Origin of the sequence: Kribbella sandramycini, assembly GCF_013131805.1 — a bacterium.
GTDB classification, from domain to species: domain Bacteria; phylum Actinomycetota; class Actinomycetes; order Propionibacteriales; family Kribbellaceae; genus Kribbella; species Kribbella sandramycini.
The window spans coordinates 519,283-541,255 of record NZ_JABJRC010000005.1; the positions used below are offsets into that span (position 1 = coordinate 519,283).

28 protein-coding genes, 3 tRNA genes and 1 pseudogene are annotated in these 21,973 nt (G+C 65.9%); 11 read left to right on the forward strand and 21 right to left on the reverse strand.

Annotated features, from left to right (window positions below; genetic code table 11):
- Positions 1-4: 4 nt before the first annotated feature.
- Together HPO96_RS23105 and HPO96_RS23110 are read right to left on the reverse strand one after the other, a co-directional pair.
- Positions 5-703: a DNA alkylation repair protein gene (locus tag HPO96_RS23105; protein ID WP_171675821.1), complete on the reverse strand. Its 699-nt coding sequence runs from the start codon at positions 701-703 to the stop codon at positions 5-7.
- A 19-nt stretch (positions 704-722) separates the two neighbouring features.
- Positions 723-1,466, reverse strand: a complete 744-nt coding sequence (locus HPO96_RS23110; RefSeq protein ID WP_171675823.1) for an SDR family oxidoreductase — start codon at positions 1,464-1,466, stop codon at positions 723-725.
- A gap of 249 nt (positions 1,467-1,715) precedes the next feature.
- On the opposite strand from HPO96_RS23110, the gene HPO96_RS23115 reads away from it, so the two are divergent.
- Together HPO96_RS23115 and HPO96_RS23120 are read left to right on the forward strand one after the other, a co-directional pair.
- Positions 1,716-2,099, forward strand: coding sequence for an anti-sigma factor antagonist (locus tag HPO96_RS23115; RefSeq protein WP_171675825.1), 384 nt, complete (start codon positions 1,716-1,718; stop codon positions 2,097-2,099).
- 92 nt (positions 2,100-2,191) lie between these two features.
- Entirely contained in the window at positions 2,192-2,920 is a 729-nt protein-coding gene (locus HPO96_RS23120; RefSeq protein WP_171675827.1) for a polyprenol monophosphomannose synthase, read from the forward strand.
- A gap of 61 nt (positions 2,921-2,981) precedes the next feature.
- Here HPO96_RS23120 and HPO96_RS23125 read toward each other — a convergent pair whose 3' ends face one another.
- Positions 2,982-3,332, reverse strand: a complete 351-nt coding sequence (locus tag HPO96_RS23125) for a metallopeptidase family protein (RefSeq protein ID WP_184999602.1) — start codon at positions 3,330-3,332, stop codon at positions 2,982-2,984.
- Between the two features lie 94 nt (positions 3,333-3,426).
- Here HPO96_RS23125 and HPO96_RS23130 point away from each other — a divergent pair.
- The 3 genes from HPO96_RS23130 (at position 3,427) to HPO96_RS23140 (ending at position 3,755) form a co-directional block, all read left to right on the forward strand.
- A tRNA-Glu gene (locus tag HPO96_RS23130) sits at positions 3,427-3,499 on the forward strand.
- 59 nt (positions 3,500-3,558) lie between these two features.
- Positions 3,559-3,635, forward strand: a tRNA-Asp gene (locus HPO96_RS23135).
- A 44-nt stretch (positions 3,636-3,679) separates the two neighbouring features.
- Positions 3,680-3,755 (forward strand) — tRNA-Phe (locus HPO96_RS23140).
- Positions 3,756-3,826: 71 nt separating this feature from the next.
- Here the strand turns inward: HPO96_RS23140 and HPO96_RS23145 are convergent.
- The 14 genes and pseudogenes from HPO96_RS23145 to HPO96_RS23205 all read right to left on the reverse strand — a co-directional run bounded on the left by HPO96_RS23145 (position 3,827) and on the right by HPO96_RS23205 (position 13,783).
- Entirely contained in the window at positions 3,827-5,038 is a 1,212-nt protein-coding gene (locus HPO96_RS23145) for a tyrosine-type recombinase/integrase (protein WP_171675829.1), read from the reverse strand.
- Complete coding sequence (locus HPO96_RS23150; protein WP_133979165.1) at positions 5,035-5,241, reverse strand: helix-turn-helix domain-containing protein; 207 nt, start codon at positions 5,239-5,241, stop codon at positions 5,035-5,037. Before HPO96_RS23150 ends, HPO96_RS23145 begins: the two co-directional genes overlap by 4 nt.
- A 32-nt stretch (positions 5,242-5,273) precedes the next feature.
- Positions 5,274-6,581 (reverse strand): DUF3631 domain-containing protein, encoded by a 1,308-nt coding sequence (locus HPO96_RS23155; RefSeq protein ID WP_171675831.1) that lies wholly within the window; start codon positions 6,579-6,581, stop codon positions 5,274-5,276.
- Positions 6,578-7,450 carry a bifunctional DNA primase/polymerase gene (locus tag HPO96_RS23160; RefSeq protein WP_202886273.1) on the reverse strand — a complete coding sequence of 291 codons (873 nt, stop codon included), beginning with the start codon at positions 7,448-7,450 and terminating at the stop codon, positions 6,578-6,580. Before HPO96_RS23160 ends, HPO96_RS23155 begins: the two co-directional genes overlap by 4 nt.
- Positions 7,447-7,692, reverse strand: coding sequence for a hypothetical protein (locus HPO96_RS23165; protein ID WP_171675833.1), 246 nt, complete (start codon positions 7,690-7,692; stop codon positions 7,447-7,449). Before HPO96_RS23165 ends, HPO96_RS23160 begins: the two co-directional genes overlap by 4 nt.
- 22 nt (positions 7,693-7,714) lie before the next feature.
- The gene (locus HPO96_RS23170; protein ID WP_202886274.1) at positions 7,715-8,137 is read right to left on the reverse strand and encodes an RRQRL motif-containing zinc-binding protein; all 423 of its coding nucleotides are present in this window, start codon (positions 8,135-8,137) and stop codon (positions 7,715-7,717) included.
- The gene (locus HPO96_RS38475; protein WP_337796769.1) at positions 8,134-8,394 is read right to left on the reverse strand and encodes a DNA cytosine methyltransferase; all 261 of its coding nucleotides are present in this window, start codon (positions 8,392-8,394) and stop codon (positions 8,134-8,136) included. Before HPO96_RS38475 ends, HPO96_RS23170 begins: the two co-directional genes overlap by 4 nt.
- Positions 8,395-8,625: 231 nt before the next feature.
- Positions 8,626-9,102: pseudogene (locus tag HPO96_RS39915) on the reverse strand (DNA cytosine methyltransferase); the annotation flags it as partial.
- Entirely contained in the window at positions 9,102-9,332 is a 231-nt protein-coding gene (locus HPO96_RS38485; RefSeq protein ID WP_238355391.1) for a hypothetical protein, read from the reverse strand. The gene HPO96_RS38485 and the pseudogene HPO96_RS39915, both read right to left, overlap by 1 nt.
- A gap of 315 nt (positions 9,333-9,647) precedes the next feature.
- Entirely contained in the window at positions 9,648-11,846 is a 2,199-nt protein-coding gene (locus tag HPO96_RS23185; protein WP_171675839.1) for a cell division protein FtsK, read from the reverse strand.
- Positions 11,843-12,676, reverse strand: coding sequence for an ABC transporter permease (locus tag HPO96_RS23190; protein ID WP_171675841.1), 834 nt, complete (start codon positions 12,674-12,676; stop codon positions 11,843-11,845). The genes HPO96_RS23185 and HPO96_RS23190 overlap by 4 nt, the downstream gene beginning before the upstream one ends.
- Entirely contained in the window at positions 12,673-12,921 is a 249-nt protein-coding gene (locus HPO96_RS23195) for a hypothetical protein (RefSeq protein WP_171675843.1), read from the reverse strand. Before HPO96_RS23195 ends, HPO96_RS23190 begins: the two co-directional genes overlap by 4 nt.
- On the reverse strand, positions 12,918-13,538 hold the full coding sequence (locus HPO96_RS23200; RefSeq protein ID WP_171675845.1) for a Pycsar system effector family protein: 621 nt from the start codon (positions 13,536-13,538) through the stop codon (positions 12,918-12,920). The genes HPO96_RS23195 and HPO96_RS23200 overlap by 4 nt, the downstream gene beginning before the upstream one ends.
- Positions 13,535-13,783 (reverse strand): DUF6284 family protein, encoded by a 249-nt coding sequence (locus HPO96_RS23205; RefSeq protein WP_171675847.1) that lies wholly within the window; start codon positions 13,781-13,783, stop codon positions 13,535-13,537. Before HPO96_RS23205 ends, HPO96_RS23200 begins: the two co-directional genes overlap by 4 nt.
- 209 nt (positions 13,784-13,992) lie before the next feature.
- On the opposite strand from HPO96_RS23205, the gene HPO96_RS23210 reads away from it, so the two are divergent.
- On the forward strand, positions 13,993-14,844 hold the full coding sequence (locus tag HPO96_RS23210) for a GntR family transcriptional regulator (protein WP_171675849.1): 852 nt from the start codon (positions 13,993-13,995) through the stop codon (positions 14,842-14,844).
- Complete coding sequence (locus HPO96_RS23215) at positions 14,841-15,518, forward strand: HAD-IA family hydrolase (protein ID WP_171675851.1); 678 nt, start codon at positions 14,841-14,843, stop codon at positions 15,516-15,518. The genes HPO96_RS23210 and HPO96_RS23215 overlap by 4 nt, the downstream gene beginning before the upstream one ends.
- Before the next feature lie 13 nt (positions 15,519-15,531).
- Here the strand turns inward: HPO96_RS23215 and HPO96_RS23220 are convergent, their stop codons facing one another.
- From HPO96_RS23220 to HPO96_RS23230, 3 genes are all read right to left on the reverse strand, one after another.
- Complete coding sequence (locus HPO96_RS23220) at positions 15,532-16,830, reverse strand: restriction endonuclease (protein WP_337796770.1); 1,299 nt, start codon at positions 16,828-16,830, stop codon at positions 15,532-15,534.
- 197 nt (positions 16,831-17,027) lie between these two features.
- Positions 17,028-17,579: a Pycsar system effector family protein gene (locus tag HPO96_RS23225; protein WP_171675855.1), complete on the reverse strand. Its 552-nt coding sequence runs from the start codon at positions 17,577-17,579 to the stop codon at positions 17,028-17,030.
- Complete coding sequence (locus HPO96_RS23230) at positions 17,576-18,490, reverse strand: hypothetical protein (protein WP_171675857.1); 915 nt, start codon at positions 18,488-18,490, stop codon at positions 17,576-17,578. Before HPO96_RS23230 ends, HPO96_RS23225 begins: the two co-directional genes overlap by 4 nt.
- A gap of 244 nt (positions 18,491-18,734) precedes the next feature.
- Here HPO96_RS23230 and HPO96_RS23235 point away from each other — a divergent pair, with 244 nt between their 5' ends.
- The 4 genes from HPO96_RS23235 to HPO96_RS23250 all read left to right on the forward strand — a co-directional run bounded on the left by HPO96_RS23235 (position 18,735) and on the right by HPO96_RS23250 (position 21,310).
- Complete coding sequence (locus HPO96_RS23235) at positions 18,735-19,274, forward strand: hypothetical protein (protein WP_171675858.1); 540 nt, start codon at positions 18,735-18,737, stop codon at positions 19,272-19,274.
- A gap of 291 nt (positions 19,275-19,565) precedes the next feature.
- Positions 19,566-20,354, forward strand: coding sequence for an MBL fold metallo-hydrolase (locus tag HPO96_RS23240; protein ID WP_171675947.1), 789 nt, complete (start codon positions 19,566-19,568; stop codon positions 20,352-20,354).
- Between the two features lie 9 nt (positions 20,355-20,363).
- Entirely contained in the window at positions 20,364-20,858 is a 495-nt protein-coding gene (locus tag HPO96_RS23245; protein ID WP_171675860.1) for a hypothetical protein, read from the forward strand.
- Between the two features lie 77 nt (positions 20,859-20,935).
- Positions 20,936-21,310: a hypothetical protein gene (locus HPO96_RS23250; protein ID WP_171675862.1), complete on the forward strand. Its 375-nt coding sequence runs from the start codon at positions 20,936-20,938 to the stop codon at positions 21,308-21,310.
- A 139-nt stretch (positions 21,311-21,449) separates the two neighbouring features.
- On the opposite strand, the gene HPO96_RS23255 is transcribed toward HPO96_RS23250, so the two are convergent.
- Positions 21,450-21,973: hypothetical protein (locus HPO96_RS23255; RefSeq protein ID WP_202886275.1), on the reverse strand; the 524-nt coding region annotated here is incomplete at its 5' end.

A 21,973-nucleotide genomic window follows, 5' to 3' on the forward strand; every position in this document is an offset into this window, starting at 1 on the left:
TTGCTCATCGAAGGTCGCGATAATGCTTGCGTTGCTCGGGTGTCAGCCGTTCGATCGAATAGCGCAACATGGTCCGCGGCATCGCGGCGGCGTACCGGTCGAGGAACGCGGTCAGCTCCGGCTCGGAGACGCGTTTCCCCGCCTCGCGCAGCATCCAGCCGGCGGCCTTGTGGATCAGATCCTCGGGGTCGTCGAGCACTTCGGCGGCGAGAGCGTAGATGTCGGCGCTCTGGCCACGGCGGATGAACCAGTGCGTCGCGACGAGCGCGATCCGGCGCTCCCAGAGGCTCTCCGAGCGGACCAGCGTGGTGAGGATGTCGCGGGGTTTGTCGAGCAGGTGGCCGCCGACGATCTCGGCGGCGCTGCAGTCGACCAGATCCCAGTTGTTGATGGACGGCGTACTGCGCAGGTACAGCGCGTAGATCTCGGGGCGCTCGGCCGGGTTGCGGCTCGCGCGGCCGGCGAGCAGGCAGAGGATCGCCAGCCGGTGCTCGTGGATCGGGCTGGCCAGCGCCCGCTCGAGCTCGGCGAGCGGGATCGCGGCGCGCAGGTAGGGCTTGAGCAGGCCGCGGATCGTCGAGAGTTTGACGCCGACGAAGCGGTCGCCGTACCCGTAACTCCCCGGTTCGACCTTGAAGTACTTGGTCAGCGCGACCGCGACGGCCGGGTCGCCGGCGGCGTCGATCTCGTCGAGCAACTGCATGTCGCGGCCTCCGGCACGGTCAGATCAACAGGCCGCCCGCGGCAGCCAGGTTCTGGCCGGTGATCCAGCGGCTGTCGGGACCGGCCAGGAAAGCGACGATATCGGCGACGTCCGACGGTTCGCCGATCCGGCCGAGCGCGGTCGCCGCGACCAGCATGCCCTGGATCTCGGGCGGGTTGTGGTCGTGGAACATATCGGTCGAGGTGGCGCCGGGCGAGACCGAGTTGAACGTGATCGCGCGGGCGCCGTACTCGCGGGCGGCGATCTTCATGAACTGCTCGAGCGCGGCCTTGCTCCCGGCGTACAGGGCGACGCCGGGGACCGGCATCTGGGTGTTCAGGGTCGAGATCGCGATCACGCGACCGCCGTCCCGGAGTACCTCGGCGGCGCGCTGGACGGCGAAGAACGGGCCGCGCAGGTTGGTCGCGAACAGCTCGTCGTACGACGCCTCGGTCACCGCGGCGATCGGCGTCACCGCGGCCTGCGCCGCGTTGCAGACGAAGATGTCGAGCGCGCCGATCGGTTCGGCCGCGCGGTCGAACAGCTCGGGGATCGCGGCGACATCCGCCTGATCGGCCTGGACGGCGATCGCCGTACCACCGGCTGCCTTGACCTCGGCAACCACCTCGTCCGCGGCGGCCGCGCTCGTGTTGTACGTGAAGGTGACAGCGGCGCCGTCCGCGGCCAGCCGGCGGACGATCGCCGCGCCGATCCCCCGCGAGCCGCCGGTGACGAGTGCCGCTTTGCCGTCGAGTACGCCCATGTTTCGCTCCTTCGCCTCGGGGCTTGTCTACCATCGGCGGCCGACATTCACTCCGGGGCCGACGTCTGCGCTACAAGGCTTGACTTTCAGGCGTTTCATGGGAGCGCTTACAGCACGGAGATCACGCTCCGGGGTCATCCGTGGCAGAGGCGTTGTGACGGGTCCACACTGGGGCATACGGTTTGATCAGGGCAGTTCGACCCGTCAGGACGGACCGGCGGTGCGGGACTACCCGGGGGAGAGACCGGCGTGACAAGCCAGCCTGAGCCGCGGGACGGCGACATGATCAGAACGACGTTCGACGCGGTGACCGAGGAGCTGGAGCCCGGCGTCCTGCTGGTGCGGTTGTCCGGCGAGATCGATATCGCCACGGCCGATTTCGCCTCCGAATCGATTCGGGCGGCGGTGGCGCCACCGGCGCGGTTGGTGCTGATCGACGTCTCGGCCGTCACCTTCTGCAGCTCGGCCGGCCTGGGGAACCTGGTCGAGGCGCGGAACCTGGCCGGCCGGCACAACATCACGCTGGCCCTGGTCGGCGTCGGCCGTCCGGTCGACCGGCCGCTGTCGGTGACCGGCCTCGGCGGCCAGTTCCGGATCTTCACCTCGACCCGCGAGGCGCTCGCCGGGCTGTGACCGTCACCTGATCGTTGAGGTTTCGGCGTACCGCGTTCGGGGTCTCGCCCGTTGGATGCGGTAGCGTCCGGTATCCCCGAAGAAGGAATGGCATGGGTGAGCTAGCCAAGATCGTGATCGTCGTACCGACCTACAACGAGCGGGAGAACCTGCCCGTACTGGCCGGGCTGCTGTCCGACCTGAACCTGCCCGGGCTGGAGCTGCTCGTCGTCGACGACAACTCCCCCGACGGCACAGGCGACGTGGCCGACGAGCTCGCGAAGGAGTCGCCGGAAAAGGTCGGCGTCCTGCACCGCACCACCAAGGACGGCCTCGGCCGCGCCTACATCGCCGGGATCACCCGCGCGCTGGACGAAGGCGCCGACATCGTCATCCAGATGGATGCCGACCTGTCGCACCCGTCCTCGGTGATCCCCGTCATGGTCGAGACCCTGCGCACCACCGACGCCGGCGTCGTGATCGGCTCCCGGTACGTCGAGGGCGGTTCGGCCGCGGCCGAATGGGGCTGGCACCGGCGCGCGCTGTCGGCGTTCGCGAACTTCTACGTGAACGCGATCCTGCGCCTGCACGTGAAGGACGCCACCGCCGGCTTCAAGGCCTGGAAGGCCGACACCCTGCGCTGGATCGACATCGCCTCGATCGAGAGCAACGGCTACTCGTTCCAGGTCGAGATGAACTACCGCACGGTCAAACGCGGCCTGCGGATCGCCGAGGTGCCGATCCACTTCGAGGAGCGCACCGAGGGCGTCTCGAAGATGAGCCTCCGCGTCCAGCTCGAGTCGGCCCTGATGCCCTGGAAGCTGCTCTTCAACCGCTCCTGAGCCCCGCCGCACCCACCGCCGTACCGGCTCTCGCCGGACGGCGGTTTCGGCCTGCCCCGGGTTACCCGTACCCGAGCTCGTGCAGCCGGTCGTCGTCGATCCCGAAGTGGTGCGCGATCTCGTGCACCACCGTGATGTTCACCTCATCCACGACATCCTCGACCGTCTCGCAGATCCGCAACGTCGGATTCCGGTAGATCGTGATCCGATCCGGCAGCACCCCGCCGTAGTAGTGCCCCCGCTCCGTCAACGGAATCCCCTCGTAGATCCCGAGCAACTCCGGATCCCCCGCCGGCGGCTCGTCCTCCACAAAGATCGCCACATTGTCGATCAACGCCGCCAACTCCCCCGGCACCTCGTCCAGCGCCTCCGCCACCAGCACCTCGAAGTCCGCCCGAGTCATCTCCATCACACCCCCAGCCTAGGCAGATATCTCGTTTTGGACCTTGGCCAGATCTCCTCTATGCTTCTGGCTGTCCCTGGAGCTTCGGCTCCCGCGGGTCCCAGTCCCCATCGTCTAGTGGCCTAGGACGCTGCCCTTTCAAGGCGGTAACGCGGGTTCGAATCCCGTTGGGGATACGGTCGAAAGACCAGTGTCAGAACCACCTCGAAGATGCTGTAAGATCATCGAGTCATCTGGCCCAGTAGCGCAGTTGGTTAGCGTGCCGCCCTGTCACGGCGGAGGTCGCGGGTTCGAGTCCCGTCTGGGTCGCCAGGAGAAGGCGGCGGTGCACAACACCGCCGCCATCCTTTTCTCCCGGTCAGGTAGCTCAGCTGGTAGAGCGTCCGCCTGAAAAGCGGAAGGTCGGCGGTTCGAGACCGCCCCTGACCACCACAAATTGAGCGTGATTCTCAGTCTGAGATCCGCCGAACCTCCCGCGAGTACCGCAACCAGTACCGCAACGCCTACCCGGCGACCATCTCTTCAAGCTGTTCTAGCGCCTTCCGCTGATCCTCCAGCGACGCGTGCGCGTAAACCGCCATCGTCACCTGTACGTCGGCATGCCCCACGATCGCCTGCACGATGTGCGGCGGCACCTTGAGCCGTAGGAGCAAGGTCACACACGAGTGCCGCAGGTCGTGGAGGCGCATCTCCCCCAATCCCGCCGCGCTCCGGATCGGGTACCAAGTCCGCCGCAGGTTGTCCGGCTCAATCGGCGTTCCGACTTCGGTAGTGAACACGTAGCCGGTTTCCACCCACTTCGCGCCGGCCAACTGCCGTTCCGTCGCCTGCTGCTTCTTGTGGCTCTCCAGCGCCTCAAGGCACGCCTTGATCAGCGGAACGATCCGTTTCGACTTCTTCGTTTTCGGCGGCACCGCCCGCAAAGCCCCATCAACTCGTTGTAGGGTCCGCCGGATTTCCAGGGTCTTCTCCACCGAATCGATGTCCTCCCACTTCAACCCAAGCAGCTCGCCGCGTCGCAGACCCATGTAGAGCGCGAGCACGTACAACGCGTAAAGCCGTGTCGGCTTCGCCTCCTCGAGCAACAGTCGCGCCTGCTCCTCAGTCGCTCCCCTGTTCGTGTCGTACGAAGCGCCTTGCACCTGCACCAGCTTGGCCACATTGCGCTGTAGCACTTCTTCTCGGACTGCGGCTTGCAGCGCATTTCGCAGTACGGCGTGGACCTGCTCCACCAGCCGATCCGAAGGGCGACGCTCACAGCATTGGTCGATTGCGCAGCATCGCTTCTTGTCGCCGCGTCGTTCGTCGTACCCGTGCTTGCAACAAAGGCACGTGTTCCGCAGCCGCTTCATGAACAACCGCACGTCCGCACCCGTCAGCTTGTGCAGCTTCTTCTTGCCGAGGTCCGGGATGAGATGCACCCGCGCGACGACGTCGTACCCCTGGTAGGTCTTGGGCTTCTTCTCCGGCTTCACGATGTTGTCCAGCCAGTAGCGCAGGAACGCTGCAAGCTGCCAGTTGGTCGCCTCCGCTGGGATTCCCTGGTCAGAATCCGTCTGCATCTTGCGGAGCTTCTGAACCACCACATCGCGGTCCTTGGACGACACCTCTTTCCGAGCGGTCGTCCCGTCGGCCTGTAAGACGTAGGCCGCGCCAAACCACCGATCCTTGCTCTCGCGGTAGTAGATCGAACCATCGCCGTTTGCGGCCTTCATGCTGCGGTCTCCTCTTCCAGAAGTTGAATGGCTTCCTCCAGTGCCGAGACCCGCACCAACCGGCGTGCGCCGATCTTCACGGTCTTGAGCTTCCGGCTCCGGATCAGGTCGTAGAGAGTCGAGCGGTGGATTCCCAGCCGAGCGGCGGCATCCTCGGTCGTGATCAACAGCCGGTCCGCGTCGGCAATCTGGATCGTCGTCATGGCGCGTGAAGCTCCGTTCTGGTCGGCCGTGCTCATGCGGTCTCGCGGTTGGTATCGCCGTCGAAGAGGTCAGGAACGGCCCTTGGTCTCCAAGCCGTCCCAGCCGTCCCAGCCGTTGCATCGCAGGTCAGCCCCGGGACGGCTTGGGGCGTTGGGACGGCTTGAGCCGTCCCACTGGGGGAAGCCGTCCCCGGCGTGACCTGGGCACGGACGCCTGGGACGGCTGGGACGCCTTCCTCACCAGGTGCCGTTGTGGGCTGTGGGCAGTAGCGGCTCCACGCATCGGCGAAGTCGCTGCGGGTATAGCCCTTCGCCTGGCCGGTGGTGAACCGGATGTTGCTGGATCGGATCTCGAAGTCCCGCAGCAGGTTGCCCAGCTTCATCGCGCTCAGCCCGTTCACGCCGTAGGTCGCCCAGGGCGCTTCGCTGTCGCCCTTGAGCCGTACCAGGAGTTCAGCGGTGGGCAAGGCGTCGGCGTCCTGGAACGCGGTCCGGCAGTCACTCAGGAGCCGGGTGTGCAATGAGGCTTCGTCGCCCGCGTCGCGATCGCTCGTGAGCGCTACAGCGGCCTTCCTCGCGGCCCGCGGCCACTGTCCACCCGCTAGGTCGGCAACAGCGACCATCGGCTCCCACGTGTCGGCTGCACGGTCTTCCACCGGCATGTCCGGCGTCGCCTCGGTCAGCTCATCCATGTGAGCTTTGAGCCACCGGTTCAGCTCGTCGCGCAGCACGTCCAGGTCAGGACCGTCGCGCCGTACCCGATACGGCTGCACCGACTCGCCAGGCGCACGCCGCCGCATCCGGATCACGGCCGCTCGATCCTCGATCGTGTCCGGCATGACCCCGATGCCGGCAAGGGCCGCCATGGCGAACGTCTGGAGATGATCGACGTCATCACGAGCCGCGCTGTAGCGGATCGTGTGGCGCCCACGCTGGTGCCCGGCGTTCAGCAGTCCGCGCAGATCTTCGTTGTCGCCTGCCTTGGCTCCGAAAATCGTGTCGGCCTCATCGATCAGCAACGTGGGCGGGTCGCTGGGCTTCTTCGAGATCGACCGGTAGACCGCCGACGGCGACGCGTTGGTGGTCATCAGCGGTCGATGACACATGCCCTCGATCATGTCCAGCAGCCGCGACTTTCCGCACCGCTTCTCCGGTGCCCGGATCACGAGTCGCGGCGCGCAGTTCCAGGCCGGTACGGCGTGCGTGGCGGCGATCCACAGCACCACCGCGGTCAGCGCCGAGGTGCTGGGCAGGATGACGTACCGGGTGATGGTACGGGCTACGTCGTCCAGCAGTTCGGCACCGTCGACCGGTTCGAGTGCGTCGTCTGGGGTGGTCATGCGGCGATCCCTTCGTCACGGAAGCCACCGGTGATGGCGGCTGCGATGTCGCGGGCGGTCTGTTCGGCTTCCTCGCCGACAGCGGTCAGTACGGCGACGGCATCGGCCTGGTCGATGGCACCGGCTAGCACCATCCGCGCGATGCCTCTGGAAGCGCCGTACAGCGTCGTTCGGCGTCTGCCCTCGGGCGCGTTGCGTACCGCGTTGAGGTGCGAGGTGAGCAGTCGTTGCGGGTGGGAGATGCCCTTCCCGCTGCGGGTCGGTGCATCGGGTCGCACGCCGGTTGATTTGGCCGGCGCGGGGGGCTGGCATGCGGCGATCAGCGGCGGGGGCATCTCCACGGGCTCCCCCGAGTCGGCCGCCCAGACGTACGGGCGGCGGGTGCGGTGGTGGACCGACGGCGGGAGTACGACGTATCCGCCGTCGGCTTTGATGTCGATCCCGGGCCGGTTCGGCATCGGCCGCGACACAATCTCGTGGCCAGGGTGGCAGTAGTAGAGGTGATGCCCGAATGACCCGGTCAGGACCCACAGCGTGCGCGGCACCAGCTGGCAGCGCACGAGCTCGGCGAGGCTGTCCGCTCCCCCGTGGGCCGGATCCACATCGACCACCACGAGCCCAGAACCCGCGCCGGTGCGTACGGCGAGCTGTCCGCCCGGTACAGCGTTCACGATCGCTGCGACGCGGTCGGGGTCGGTGCTGGCGGCGTAGAACCCGTGGCAGGTCAGGTGCCCGCAGGTCGCCGGGTCGTGCGCGCCCTGCGGGCAGTCGTCGCAGTTGGCAACCGGCCGCTTGGACCGACCGAGCATGAATACCGGCCAGCCGCGACCGGTCGCGTCGAGCGCGGCAGCCATCATCGGCGTGATCATTCGCCGCTCCAAATGTCACCTTTGCCGACCTTGCGCCACTTGGCGCGGGAGGTGCAGAACGTGTGCGTCTCGCCAGCGCTGTCGCGGATCTTGATCCACCAGCACGGCTCGTACTGGGGCTTGCCGTTCACGATCTTCTGGCGGGTGCGCTGGTCCTTGTCCACGACCGTTCCGGTCGGCCCGCACGCCGTGGCCGTTGCCACGACAAGTGCGGCGAGGGCAGTGGTGATGAGTCGGTTCATCAGGGTTCCTCCTCGAGCAGGGTTAGGCAGCGGTCGGGTAGCTGGCGGCGTCCATGCAGTCGATGCAGCGGCCGTCAGAGGTGGGAATGCAGTAGGTCTGTTCCTGGTGGCACCGCCCACAGGTGCGGCGAGCGGCCATGGCCTTATCCAGGGCGTTGAGCTGAGCCGGCGAGGCTGTCCGGGACGGCTTGGCCAAGTCGAGCCGGTACAGCCACGCCCAGCGCTTGCCGTTGCGCCACACCAACAGCGCGTACGGCTCCTGCCCGCCCGGACACATCCGCATCGCCCGGAGCTGTCGCCGAGTGGCGAGGCCGCCGGGTGCCCAACGGAACTTGAACACCGGCGTCCCGTGGTGATCCCACCCGAGGGCCTGTTTGCCGTTCCACAGCTCGATCCAGCGCGATCGGGCCGGGTGCAGACTCGCGCGATCCACCCCGGCGCTCATGCGGTCACCGCCTCGGAGTCGACCGCGAGCAGTCGGCGCGCGATCCACTCGAACACCGGCACCGCAACGGTGTTGCCGAGCTGGGCATAGCGGAGCTTGTCGGCCTGGCCGCGAGCGTTGGAGGTCGCAGTCCAGTCGTCCGGGAACCCCTGCAGGCGCTCGCACTCCAATGGGGTGAGGCGGCGTGGTCCAGTGTCGGGTTGGACGACGTAGGTGACCATCGACGGGTCTTGCTTGTCGTTGCCGCCGTGGCTCACCAGCGAGTGCGAGTAGGCCGGTGCCCAGGTCGTCAGGCCGCCGCGCTCTCCGCCGCCGCGACTCGCTCCAGCGCTTCCCGCAGGGGCTGCGGGAGTCGCCGGCGTCGGCGGGTGGTGCGGGTGAGGATGCCCCGGCACACGGTCGGGTTCAAGGAGTACGCGGACAGGCGCGGTCCGGTCTCCAAAATGTCCGACAAGGACGAGGCGGCGTCGCCTGTGAGGTACTCCGAAACCGCGAGCGTCCAGGACCCGCCAGGCACTGTCCATCCCGAGCTCGGCCAGGTCCGCGAGCACTGTTGCGAAGTCGCGTCCGTCGTTGACGGACAGAAGGCCAGGGACGTTTTCGCCGACGAACCAACGGGGATGAAGTTCCGCCAGCAGTCGCGCGACGTGCATCCACAGTCCCGAGCGTGGGTCGTCCAGGCCCTGACGACGGCCGCGAGATGAGTTTCCTTGGCACGGCCACCCGACAGCGACGACGGTTCGTTCGGGAACAACTCCAACTGAAATGAGGTCATCGGCGGTCACCTTCGTCAGGTCTTCGAACAACACGGTCTCGGGGAAGCGGTCGGCCAGGACTCCCCGGGCGGCGGGGTCGATCTCGACAGCCGCAACGGTGGGGATGCCGGCGCGGTGGAACCCGAGGTCGATACCGCCGATCCCGGCGCACAGCGACACCAGGTGCAGACCGTCGGCGCGGGCGGGCATCACTTGCCCGCCTTGCTGGTCGAGTTGGTACCCGCGCCACGGACGGCGCGCATGTGGTTGACGATGTGGCGACCGAGCCGGACCCGCAGCCCGGAACCTTGGCACTTGCCGCAGTGGCGGTACGCGCGGCCGAACGGCGACTTGAACTTGCCCGCGCCCTTGCAGCGCCGGCACTTGCCGAACGGCCAGATCAGACAGCTCAGCAAGTACAGGCCGACAGCGATCGTCACGACGAGTAGCACGGTCGCGACCTGTCCGGCGGTGTGGAGCGTGGCGGTGAGAGTAGCGACCGTGTCGATCTGATCGCTACCGTGGGTAGCGGCGTGAGGGATAGCGGTAGCGGCGCGGGACAGCATGAGAAGCCTCCAGAGGCCGGTTTTTGGGCGTGAGGAGCCGTGGCCGCTACCCGCTACGCGGGAAAGAACGGCCTGGTCAGGTTCGGGTTGCGGGGTAGCGGGGCGGGTAGCGTTGCCGCTACCGGTAGCGTCGAGGGCGCTACCTAGACCGCCCCGCACCCTTCATTGAGTTGGTGACTCTGCGTAGAGCTAGCTGGCGTCACGGCGAGCCATCGCCGACCGGATGTCGTCGGCGCTGACACCCTTCCGAACCACGCCGTCCCGCTTCACGTTCACCGACGGGACACCCAGCGCACGGGCCTGAGCAGAGATCGCATCGGGCGTGGTGCCGTCGTACTGCTCCGGCATCTGGTTGGCCAGCCGACCGGCCAGGGTGTCCCAGTGCGCCCGCCCGTCCGGCCCCATCACGGCCAGCAGATCAGCCAGCACGTCACGAGAGGCACGCTCCCGGTCCTCACCGGCCGCTTCACCGGTCAGGGTGCCGAGAGCCTCGCGGTGTTTCCGAGCGGCGGTCAGGATCTTGTCCGCGTCGGCCGCATCGGCCAGGAACGACCGCACCGTCGGCGTGTTGTCCGTGACCCCGTACAGGTAACCCACACCGCGGTACTCATCGCCAACCGGCAACGTGGACGCGTCGAACCCTTCCGCATAGGCGTCCCCGCCCAGCACGGCTTCGGACACGATCCGGTTGCCGCACTTGAGCGCGAACCGTGCCGAGTGGTTGTCGCGGTACCGGTTGAACAACCGGCCCACGTCACCCGCGCCGACACCGGACGGCTTCTGCGAACTAGAGATGATCACCACGCCGGCGCTCGGACCGACCGCCTGAATCCGCGACAGCTTCGCCGCGATCTCCTTGTTCACCGCCTGGTCCTCGGTCTCGAAGTAGACCTGGAACTCCTCCATCACCATCACCAGCACCCGCAGGTCCGGATAGCGCGGATCGCGGGCGAGTTCCTTGGTCATCTTGCCGTCAGGGCACATCGTGACCGGCAACGTCGTCAGGATCGAGTTCACCCGGTCGATGTGCGCCAACACCTCGTCCAAGATCGCCCGCAGGTGCTCAACGGGGTTGTCGTCGTTCGGGTTCGGGTGCGTCCCGAACACGGTGCGGTGAGCAACCTTCTTGAACGCCAGCCAGTCCGGGCTGTTCTTGCCGTCAGCAACGATCAACTTCACGTACGGGTCCAGCGCCGCCCACAGCGCCACGAGCCGGGCGAAGAACGTCTTCCCCTTACGCGGCTGCGCACCGACCAGCAGCGAGTTCCACATCAGCAGCAACGTGACCAGGCTGTCGCGCTCGTCCTTGCCCAGCTTGACCGGCTCCCAGATGCTGCGGGGCTTGCAGTCCAGCATCTCCGTGCGACCCACTGCGACCGCGAGCGGGTCACGATCGGCCACGAACAGCATGTGCCGCCGCGAGCTGGTCTTGTCCGGGGTCAGAAACACCTGATTCACATGCACGTCCAGACCAGAAGCGATCTTCTCCCGAGAACCGGTGACGTCCGACCAGCCCTTGCCATAGGGCAGATCCACTACCACCTGAGAACCGGTATCGCGGGCATCGCGCGACATCGGGGAACCGAAGCGCACCTCCTGGTCGGCGCGGTCGGGCTTGCCCAAACCCGCAGCGTAGTAGGCACGCAGAACCACGTCCGAGTTCAGCTTGCGGAACCGAGGTGCCACGACAGCGGTCCCGACCAGGGTCTGACCGGCCGGGCGTCCGTAGTGCGCCAGACCAGCCAAGCCAGCCACACCGGCCGCGACGAGACCGGCGGCCGGGGCCGCGTTCCACAGCACCGGTGCCGCGATCAGCAGACCGAGGTTCTGGAGAGCGAGGACGCCGCCGCGCCACATGCGGGTGGCCTTGAGCTGACGGTGGATCTTCTCCCACTCCTTCAGCTCGCCGGCATCGGCCGCCTTCTGCTCCAGCGCGACCGAGTTCGGGACCCACCACCACCGCATCTGCTTGCCCACAAGGCGGGTCAGGCCACGAGAGGCGAACCAGCCGACCTTCGTTGCGTACCAAGGCGATCGGACCGCGTGGAAGGCCGTCACGTGCCCGGCACGGGCCAGCGCGCGGGTGGTGGTGGCGCGCAGGTTCTCGGGGCGCAGGTGGGTCGGGATGATCGGCAGGCGCTGACCGTCCGCGACCGGAACCGGCAGGCCGGGGGTGTCCACGGGAACCATGACCTTGCCCGTGGCCGGGTCGTCGTCGGCGTCGTCAATGGCGATCTCGTAGGCGGTGTCCATCGACTCCACCTCGCCCGCCGACAGCGGGACCAGAGTGCCGACAGTCTCGTCGGCCGGGCGGTCGTCGTCACGGCGGGCGCGGTGGGCGTCGAGGTCGATCGGGTCGGGCAGCTCGTTGCTCATCGGCTCAGTCATCGGTTGCTCCCGTTCTCGCGGGTGTTAATCAGGTGGGCCAGCGCGGCACCCATGCCGAGCACGGCGACGGGCAGGCAGGCAACGGCGGTGGTGATCGGCCACGGGGCCGACGTGACCCCCTGGGCCTCCAACAGGTGATAGGCGACCTGTCCCAGCGCGCCCAGAATCAGCGCGGACAGCGCGGTGTGTTTGGCGAACTTCCGGGCACGGGCCGGGACGCGGCCCGACAGCCACACCCGCAGCGCGAACGCGGCGTAGGTCTCGACACCGATCGGCAGCGTGATCGCAGAGTTGATCGTGAAGCCGTCCGCGATACCGGGCAGCGGATGCACGACCCCGAACCCGGTCAACTCCCCGAGTCCCACCCAGCCCGACCAGACCGCGACGAACGCGGGCAGGGCCAGCAGCAGTACCGGCCACGACCGGATGGGCCGGGCATCGGTCTCCGTGGTCGTCTCGTCGGCCGGGGAGATGCCCCCGCGCCGCACAACCCGCGAAGCCCACTTGCGCCAGCCGGCGCGGTCCGGCGAGACCGGGTCTACAAGCTCGCTGACCTGCGGAAACTCCTCCGGAGCGACCTCAGCCGCCGTCTCGATCGGCTCGGTGTCGTCGGCGTCCGGGACCGAGTGAAGGTGAGTCTCCGGGCGGGTGTCGGCGTGCTCGTCGGTCAGTGCGGCATGGACGGCCTTGGCCTTGTCCTTGCCGACCCGCAGGTGCTTCATGAGCCGGTTCTGCGACGGGATCTCGCCCAGCTCGGTCGCGAGGCTGCGTGCGGCCGGGATCAGGTCGTTCACCGGGACCGGGTACGACGTGCGCAGCGGGGTACTCATCGGCGGGTCTCCTTCCGGGTCAGAACGTTGTGGGCGTCGGCCAGGAAGCCGACCAGGATGCAGAAGTCGCCATAGGCGGTCGCGGCCTCTGCCGACACCTCGCCGACGCGAGGCATCTCGTCGGTCAGAACGAACCGCGACAGGTGCTCGAAGCGCTCCCGCAGCTCGGTCGTGACATCGGCGGCGCTGTCCATGCCGAGCTCGTCAGCCCACCGCTGCGGCAGCGTCATCACGTGGCGGTTCACAGCGCACCGCCAGTCAGCAGCAGCGTCAGGCCGGTGATGGTGGCCCCGGCGATCGTGGCCAGCATCGAGGCCTGCAACAGGCGGTGCTTGCGCCAGCTCAACCGGCTCAAGATCACCGATTGCGCGCAGACCTCCCGGACCGTGTCCTCGGCCGCCAGGCGGTCGGACAGTTCGTCGGGCGTGTAGTGCCGGACGGTCCCGAAGTAGAGCACGCTGCCCGCGCCGTGCTTGGTGTGACGGGCCCGTAGGATCGGCAATACGACCGCGACCGCGCACAGCAGCGCAGTGACCATCAGAACCAAGCCGAGTGACACCAGAACCCGCCCGGCGGTACCGAGCTGGTCCAGCTGGACGAGGGCGACGACACCGGCCAGCACCGCAGTGTTCAAGGTGGCTACGAAACCGGCCTTCGCATCGGCCTTGCCGATTGAACCGGCCACTAGGTCGTGGACCTTCTGCGCCCGCGTCAGGTCGCCGTCCTCGACCTGCGGAACGGTGGCGAGCATCGCGTGGACCTTCGCCCGGTTCAGGCGATACAACGCGGTCTCGTCGGTCAGGGCGTCGTCAGCGTCCCTCAGGTTCAGCATCGCCTCGTAGGCGTGATCGGTACCGGTCATGCGACTACCTCCGCACCAGCGGCGGGAACGGCCAGCTCGCGGGCAATCTCCAGCACCCGGCGCTCAGCCCGACGGATCCGCCGGCGGTCCAACACCGACACGTTCTCCCCCGCGTTGATGAACGCGATCTCAGCGTCGAGCAGGTCCCGCTCGGCCTCGATCAGAGGCCACTCCAGCTCGATCGCCGCCAGATCGGCGGCGGACGGCTCATCGTCCCGAAGGACTGGAAGGTGCATGATGCTCATTGGGTTGTGCTCCTCTACGCAATGGACTAGTGCGACCCAGACGCCTCGGTGGTTCCAGCCACCGAGGCGTCGCTCTGAAGCCTGTTTTCAACCTGACCAACCTGCCTAGCCAGGTTGTTATGTGGCTAACCTACATAGCCTGGCTAGCCAGGTCAACCCTTTAGGCATAGCTCACCTAGCCTGCCTAGTCAGGTAGTAGGATCAGACTCATGGAGCAGCAGCTAGACCCGACTGACCCGCGCCCGCCGTACAAGCAGGTCGCCAACGCGCTGCGCGCGGCGATACTCACGCACAAGTTCAAGGCCGGGGAGAAACTCCCCTCACAGAACGACCTCGCCACTCAGTACGGCGTCGCTCGCATGACCATCCAGCAGTCCCTGCGCATCCTCCGCGACGAGGGCTTGATCGTGTCCCGCGTCGGCAGCGGCGTCTACGTCCGCGAACAGGCCGACCAGGCCGTCGGCCTCCGGCCTCACATCGAGAAGGCGTTCGAGCGCGACACAGTCACGATCGACTTCGCCGGCCTAACCGGCGAGACGCTCCTAGGCGCTCTCGAAGAGCCCATCGACCGCATCCGCCGGGGCCGCCTCACGCCCCAGTCCATCACCATCCGGATGCTCCTTCCAGACCTATCCCAGCCGCTCGCCGTACCGTCACGTGCTGGCAAGAATCCTGGTGACGACCCAGCCGTCAGGGCACGAGTCGAGAAGATTGCCCACCGCTCCGCCGGTGAAGTCATCGCCTCAATCCGCGAGCTCGGCGAGCTCGGCCTAGTCTCCAAGGTCAACGCCGACGTACGCGTCGTCGGCCTACCGATGATGTTCAAGCTCTATGCCCTGAACGACGAAGAGGTGTTCTTCGGTTTCTACCCCGTCGTGGAACGGGATGTCGAGATCGACGGCAAGCCAGTCTCGACATTCGATGCCGTAGGCAAGGACACGGTCCTCTTCCACCACTCGATCAGTGACGACGACCGTGCCACCGGCTCGCAGTATGTCGACCAGGCACGCCGCTGGTTCGATAGCCTCTGGGACACCCTCGGGCGGGCGCGCGACCTGTGACTAACGATCCCCTGACACAGATCCTCAGCTCCGCGGAAGTCGTCCTCTTCGACTTCGACGGCCCCATCTGCTCAGTCTTCGACGGCTATCCGGCGCCACAGATCACGCGCGAGCTCCTGGAGCTCACGCACCAGATCCGCGGCGAATTGGCCCCCGCGCTGGAGCAGGCAACCAGCCCCCACGAACTGCTACTCGCAGCCGCGGTAGACCCGGAGCTAGCTCAACAACTCGAAGTCGCCCTCCAGAAGGCAGAGCTGACGGCAGTTGAGACCGCTAAACCAACTCCCGGCGCTACCGACTCCATCGCAGCCTGCATCGCCACCGGCCGGCGGGTCGCGATCGTGAGCAACAACTATGCAGAGGCCGTTGCCGAATATCTAGCGAGGGCCAATCTCACTCAAAGCGTGAGTCTCGTACAAGGACGCAACCCGTCCGACCCCACACTGATGAAGCCGGACCCCCACCTCATCGAGAGGGCCGTATCGGCGCTGGGGACCGTCGGCTCCGCATGTGTCTTCGTCGGGGACCAAACAACCGATATGGAGGCCGGTAAGGCCGCAGGCGTTCCGACGATCGGCTACGCCAACAAGCCGGGCAAAGCCGATGCCCTTGCCAATGCAGGTGCGGATGTCGTCCTCACCACCATGTCGGCCCTGGCGAAGGCGATCGGCTGAGGCGCTAGACGGCTTACTGCAGAAGGATCTCTTCGGGACGCCTGTTGGTGATCACAGCGCTTTGACTACTGAGGATGTGCTCGACACACGCCCCAAGGTCGCCTGCGTGATCGTCACGCGCAATCGCTAGCAGCTCCCGGGCAAGATGCATCCCGTTAATGAGAACGATCGGATACTGGTCCTCGACCATCTCCAGTTGTGCTGGCTCGGAGTACGAGCCGGTCGTCACATAGACGCCGATCCAGCCTCTACGTAGACGGGCAACAACTCTGGCGATCTCCTCAGCCGAAACCGTGCTCGTGGGCTTGATGCATTTGGCCTGTCCCAACACCACAAGGCTGGTTCCAGCAAGGCCGCTTCCCACATCTAGCCGCCCGACGAAGTCGGCCCCACCGTCCCCAGACCGCCGGGTGAGCCACCCCTCGACGTAGCTATTCCCTTCACCTCTCAGAACACGCGCGGCCACGGCCGATGCCAGGGCTTCAAAATCGTGCTTCCGATCATCGAATCGTTCATAGACGGCCTGGAGTGCGACGGCCTCGGGGCTACCTTCTGCCGGCCGCTGGTCCCTCATCTTCGTGACTCTCGCTCTTGCCACACGTCGTCTCAACCGAGGCAACGCCGAGTTGCCCCTCTTCACCCACTCCCGCCAGGCAGTCGGTGCCAAGCCCAGAGCGTCGGCGGCCGTTGCTCCAGAATCGCGGCGCGCATCTATCCACTTCCAGGAGACCTGATCCGCCTCAGCACTCAGATCGAGTAGAGCTATGTCGTAGACATAGTTGACGAAGGTCGTGTGACCGCTACCGCTCCACTGCACAAGGCGTTCCGCACGCTCAATCAATCCCAGTCCACAGAACTCGACATGTCCCTTCGGCTTGCCGTCCACAGACACCGACCGAAACAAGAGCAGCGGCGCGGCAACCGCTCGCTCGGCTGGCGTGTGCGCTTGATGCCCTTCAAAGGCTTGCAACAACCAGGCGTTCCCCTTCGTCGCACCCGGCGCAGAGGTCAAGCCCGCCTTGTGATCACCGAAGTACCGAACATGACCGTTGTCCATGTCGAACACGTCATGCCAGGGTGTCTGCTCAGACCCCGCCTTCCACGGACTCGACCGGATCAAAACAGCCGGCCGCCGCGGGCCGTCTGCTCCCGAAACCTGAGCAACCCCATTGATGCCCGCCTCAAGCAGCACCCGCTTCTGTCCCGGCGAGTACGTGACGTGATGAAAGTTGGCATAGCCGTCCAGCATCGCCGGTGCCTGGTCTTTCCCCGCCGCATAGCGCAGCACCTCGCCAACCTTGAGATCTCCCACGCGGCCCATCCCTTCGAATGGCTTCTAGCTGCTCGTCCATCCCTTCATACATGACCTCACCGACAAGTGAGCACGAGCGAGGCCATCACTCATAGCGATAGCACTGCCAGTAGCGCCAGCCCCGGGTGCCGCGGACAGCTGAGAACCACCCGGAGCTACCACAATAGAGAAGCTATTGCAGGCGTGACCTACATCGTTCAGCTCCGCAGAATCATCAACACTGCCACAAATAGGACCGCCAAGAAGAACAGGATGATCGCCCATCCACTCCAGAGAAACTTCCTGCGGGCAACCTTCGAGTTCGCCCAAGTCTGGGCACTGATCTCGTCAACCAGCCTCGCCTCGTCGACAACGAGCGCCTGGAAGACCGAGCGATAGTCTTCATAGCGCGTATATCTTCTTGCGACATGATTGAAATAGATCAGGTTCTGCGGATTCTCCCTGATCCATAGACGAGGAATCAGGCACGCGCCAGCACATAAGCCTGACGCCAGAACACTCGCTATACAGCAAACAACCAGCACGATCTCAGCGGTATTGAGATCGATTCCCTTTGTCAGGTTGTAAACCGCGCCGCCGATCACTCCGTCGGCCGCCAGAGCCGCTGTTGCCTTCACCTCGGAAGCTCGAACCCATCCAGTTACTACGTCAAGCATCTTCCATGCCTGCTCGGTGCCAACCGAGACAACTTCAACAACAGGATCCTTGACACCACTCCGCTCGCCCCGCAATCGAGATAGGAGCGTCATCGAGGACCAATGTTTCGTAGATCACGGGCCGCGCGAGCTTTCGCGGCGATGGCGCTTTCAAACTGCGACCGTTGTACCACAGCCCGCAAATAATCCAAACCCTCTCGTTTCCGCAGACCAGACATGATGGCATTGCAGAATTCGTCACCATGAGTGTCACACCAGCCAGCCTTCAGTAACCTTCCCTGCGCTTCCGGCTCATCTTCCGGCAGGTTCTCTATCTCAGTGTTCTCCCAGATCCCAGTACTGGGCCCGTCGGGACACCCGCAACTAATAGCAAGGTAATCGTTCTTCTCGATCCGGTCCCATACGGTCCCAGTGACAATTACTTGTTCTCGCTCGGCAGTCTGCGCCGCCTTGGCCGCATAGTTCACCGGCTTACCCGCCCACACCGGCTCTTGCTCATTCGGGTTTCGCGGCGTACCTACTCGCTTTACAAGCAGACGGCCTTCGGCGACTCCAACCTTGAATCCGGTCGTAGGACTATCAGGCCACTTCTTCTCAAGTCGTTCCGAAAATTTCTCCGAGAACGTACGGACCGTAACTGCCGCACACATCGCACGCTCAAAATTAAGATCACCCCAGAAGAGAGCAAAGGCGCCATCACCCTGAATGGCGATGAAGTCAGCCTCAAATTGATTGAAGACCTTGACGACATTGCCGGTGCCCGCCTGATAGATACTTGCCGTTGATGAAGCCCTTTTGCCAGTCCCCAGCTTGGTCGAGCCTTTCAGGTCAGCAACTACCGCAAATACCTCCGAAACCTTGAACCATCGCCTAGCTTCAATCGGCAACTCGGATATATCTAGCGTCTTACCCTTATCCACAACCTCCGGCATACTAGCGATTTCGTCACGCACACTCTCATCAATTTCTTTGAGCATGCCTTCGAGATCGACGATCTCCCCCATCATTGCCCCCCTGGCAATCGAATCCGCGCAACGTCCCCATTTACTCGCACGGCGTATGAAGCTGCTAGCCAAGCTGCTACGGACGAGTACGTCCAGAGCCTGGTGACTCTAAGTACATAACCGTCCGGTCACAGATCTGGGTCAGACCTACGCTTCAGGGGCCAGCCCGCGCCGCCGTCCGGGGACGCGGCGTGCCGCCTAGCAGACGCCCCTCTAGCTCACGCCAAGTGGAATGATTCGTCTCATGTCTGCGCTGCTAGAGGCTCTGAAGGACTTCGCCGCCCCGATCGCCGCGCTTGCCGGCGCAACGATCGGTTACGGCGGCGGCATGCGTAAGGATCGCGAATCTCGGTACCACCAGCGCGTTGAGCACTTGTACCAGGACATGCTGACCGACCTCGCCACCGACCACACCGATCTCATGCAGCATTTCGGTGGGCGGCTTCTCTCAGATGAGGTCGTTGAGTATGACCCCCGCGCCCGGAGGGACATCCACTCAAGAGCTGAGATTTTCGCAGCCCCGGAGGTGTTCACCGCATGGGAGGCCGCATACAAACCGCTCCGTGGGATCAGGTTGGCACTCCGTCTGAAGAGCAACAAGACGTCCGTCGGCGACATTGACGAAGCTGTTGAACTCTACTATGCAGCCCGAACGCGACTGGTGCGGTCGATGCGCGAAGACCTAAGAGTTCGCGGGACCCGAGGACCGCTACGCCGATGGGCGCACGCCTTGAGACCCCGCCTGCGCTGGCGACGGCGACCCGCCCAGATTGGCAGCGAATGACCGCAACCAGTACCGCAACAGCCTCCGACAGATAGGGGCTGCCGCCGCGGTCGGGCACCCACCATTCTGCGACGAGGCCAAGCGCGCTCCGGCCCGCTGTCGAACTGAAAAGCGGAAGGTCGGCGGTTCGAGACCGCCCCTGACCACCACACCACCCTCTCCCTAGTCGGAGAGGGTTTTTTGTTGCCCTTTGGGCGTTGGTTGGTGGTCGGGGCGTGGGCTGGGTTGGGGCGTGGGGGTTTACGGTCGGTGGAGGGTTGGCGGCCGGCGGGAGGGGTTGTTGTGTTGGAGATGGTGGGGGTTGGGGTTTGGGTTCATGGGAGTGGGTTGTTGGGGAACAACTCGGTGGTGGTGGCGGGGGTGGGTGGGGGGTTGGTGGTTGATGCGGGGGTTACGGATGGGGAGATGGGGTGTTTGGCGGAGGATTTGCGGGGGTTGGGGGTTCGGGTGGGGGCTGGGTTTGCTACGCATCCGGATTGGGATCATGTGTTGTGGCATGAGGGGTTGGGGGATGTGCCTCGGTATGGGACTGCGGGGTGTGCGGAGTTCATGCGGGAGGTGCGGGGTGCGGTGGGGTGGCGGGATCGAGTTCTGGAGGGGTTGCCGCCGGAGATCGCGGGTGAGATGTCGTTGGAGCTGTACGGGGTGATCACCGAGGCTCCTGGTGGGGAGTTGCCTTGGGAGGGGGTGCGGGTGGTTGAGCATCCTGGGCATGCGGTGGGGCATGCGGCGTTGGTGGTTGAGGAGAGTGGGGTGTTGGTGGCGGGGGACATGCTCTCGGATGTCTTTGTGCCGATGCTCGATTTCGCTCGGGATCCGGTGGAGGACTACCTGGCCGGGTTGCGGGTGCTTGAAGGGGTGGTGGACGACGTTGACGTCGTCGTACCGGGGCACGGGTCGGTCGGGCGGGGTGGTGAGGTGCGGGAGCGGATCGAGCGGGACCGGGCGTACGTCGAGGCTTTGCGGGATGGGCGCGACCCGCGGGATCGGCGGGTGACGGATCCGCCGGAGGGATGGGAGTGGACGCGCGATATTCATGCTGGGCAGGTGCGTCAGTGGGCGGCCCGGGCGTCGGGCTAGCGTGCGGGTATGTATCTGCTGGAGTCCGATGGGCGTAGCGATGAGGGGTTTGCGGCTTACCGCGAGTACGTCGCGGCCAACGCTGAGCGGTTTCCGGCTGGGGCGCTGAGTTTGGCGCAGTCCGATTGGTACTACGGGTCGCACGACCATCGCAGTCCGCATGATGCGCGGCTGGAGACGATGTCGTTGGCTGAGCAGCCCGGCCCAGGCGAAGCGCACTGGCAGAATCGGCTGACCTCGTTGGAGGTGACGCTGCGCGGGGCGTACGACGACGGCCACATCCGGCTGCGCTATCCGGCCGTCCACTCGTATCGGTTGGACGGCTTCGCGTTGCGCGGCGGGCACACCGACTGGCGGTACGACGAGCTGCGCCTCGACGAGGACGGCCGGCTCGTCCACGAGATCGAGTGGTGCGGTATGCGGGACACCGCCCGCTGGCTGATCGTTGCCGACGACATCGAACTCTGCTGGCGCCCCGACGTCGAGGCCGGTACGGCGTTATAGGTATTCCTTTGCGGGGTAATGGGAATTGGTCTTTGGGTGGGTGGAATTCGCGGCGTCCGGACGAACAGCTTCGGGATATGGGGGTTGGGGCGCCGTTCGAGACTGCGGCTCAGGTTCGGGCGGGGCGGCTCGATGCTGCTCGGTACGGGGTGGCGCCGGGGTCGTCGTTGCCGGGGCCGGGGTTTGTGCGGATGTATGTGGTGATGGAGGTGCTGCATCGGTACGGGTACGAGGCGTTGCTGTGGGACGAGGTCGGCGTGGGGGTTTCTGATGCGGACGCCGATGAGCTCGCGCGGCTGTTGGTCGCGGCGGACGGCGGGGAGGTGGGGGCTGAGCTGGCGCTGAAGCGGTGGGTTGCTGGGGACGCGCGGTTGCGGTTGGGGTCGGCGGTGCGGCAGTTGTCGCCGTACGGGGATCCGCCGGTGGTCGTTGAGCTGAGGACGCGACGTTAAGGACAGGAGGTGGTCGCGTTTGCGGGCTGGGTTTTGGTCGGCCTAGGCGTGCGAGCGGCTGTACGTATAGGACTATGTCCTGTCGTTAGAGTCGCCAGGTGGGCGCGGCTCCCGCCTGCCGTCGCTGCCTTGAGCAACCTCACTCTCGTTCCATCTCTCCCCCCGACGACGCCTCGTATCCGCCGTCGTCGTATCCGCTTCCCTCCTCGGCCTCCATCGACGCCGCGATCTCCGCATCCTCCTCCGCAGCCCCGTCGTACGCCGAACCACCCCCGGGCTCGCCCTCCGGTTCTTGCTCGTGCTCGGGCTCCGGTTCTTGGTCGGGCTCAGGGTCGGGCCCGGGTTCTAGCTCGGGCCCAGGCTCGGGCTCGGGCTCCGGTTCGGGTTCCGGGTCGGACCCGGGCTCGGGGTCGGGCTCAGGTTCGAGTTCTGGATCGGGCTCGGGTTCCGGCTCGAGCCCGGACTCAGGCTCCGGCTCAGGTTCGGGCTCCGGCTCCGGCTCCGGGTCGGGCTCGGGTTCCGGGTCGGGCTCCGGCTCCGGGTCGGGCTCCGGCTCCGGGTCGGGCTCCGGCTCCGGGTCGGGCTCCGGCTCCGGGTCGGGCTCCGGCTCCGGGTCGGGCTCCGGCTCCGGGTCGGGCTCCGGCTCCGGGTCGGGCTCCGGCT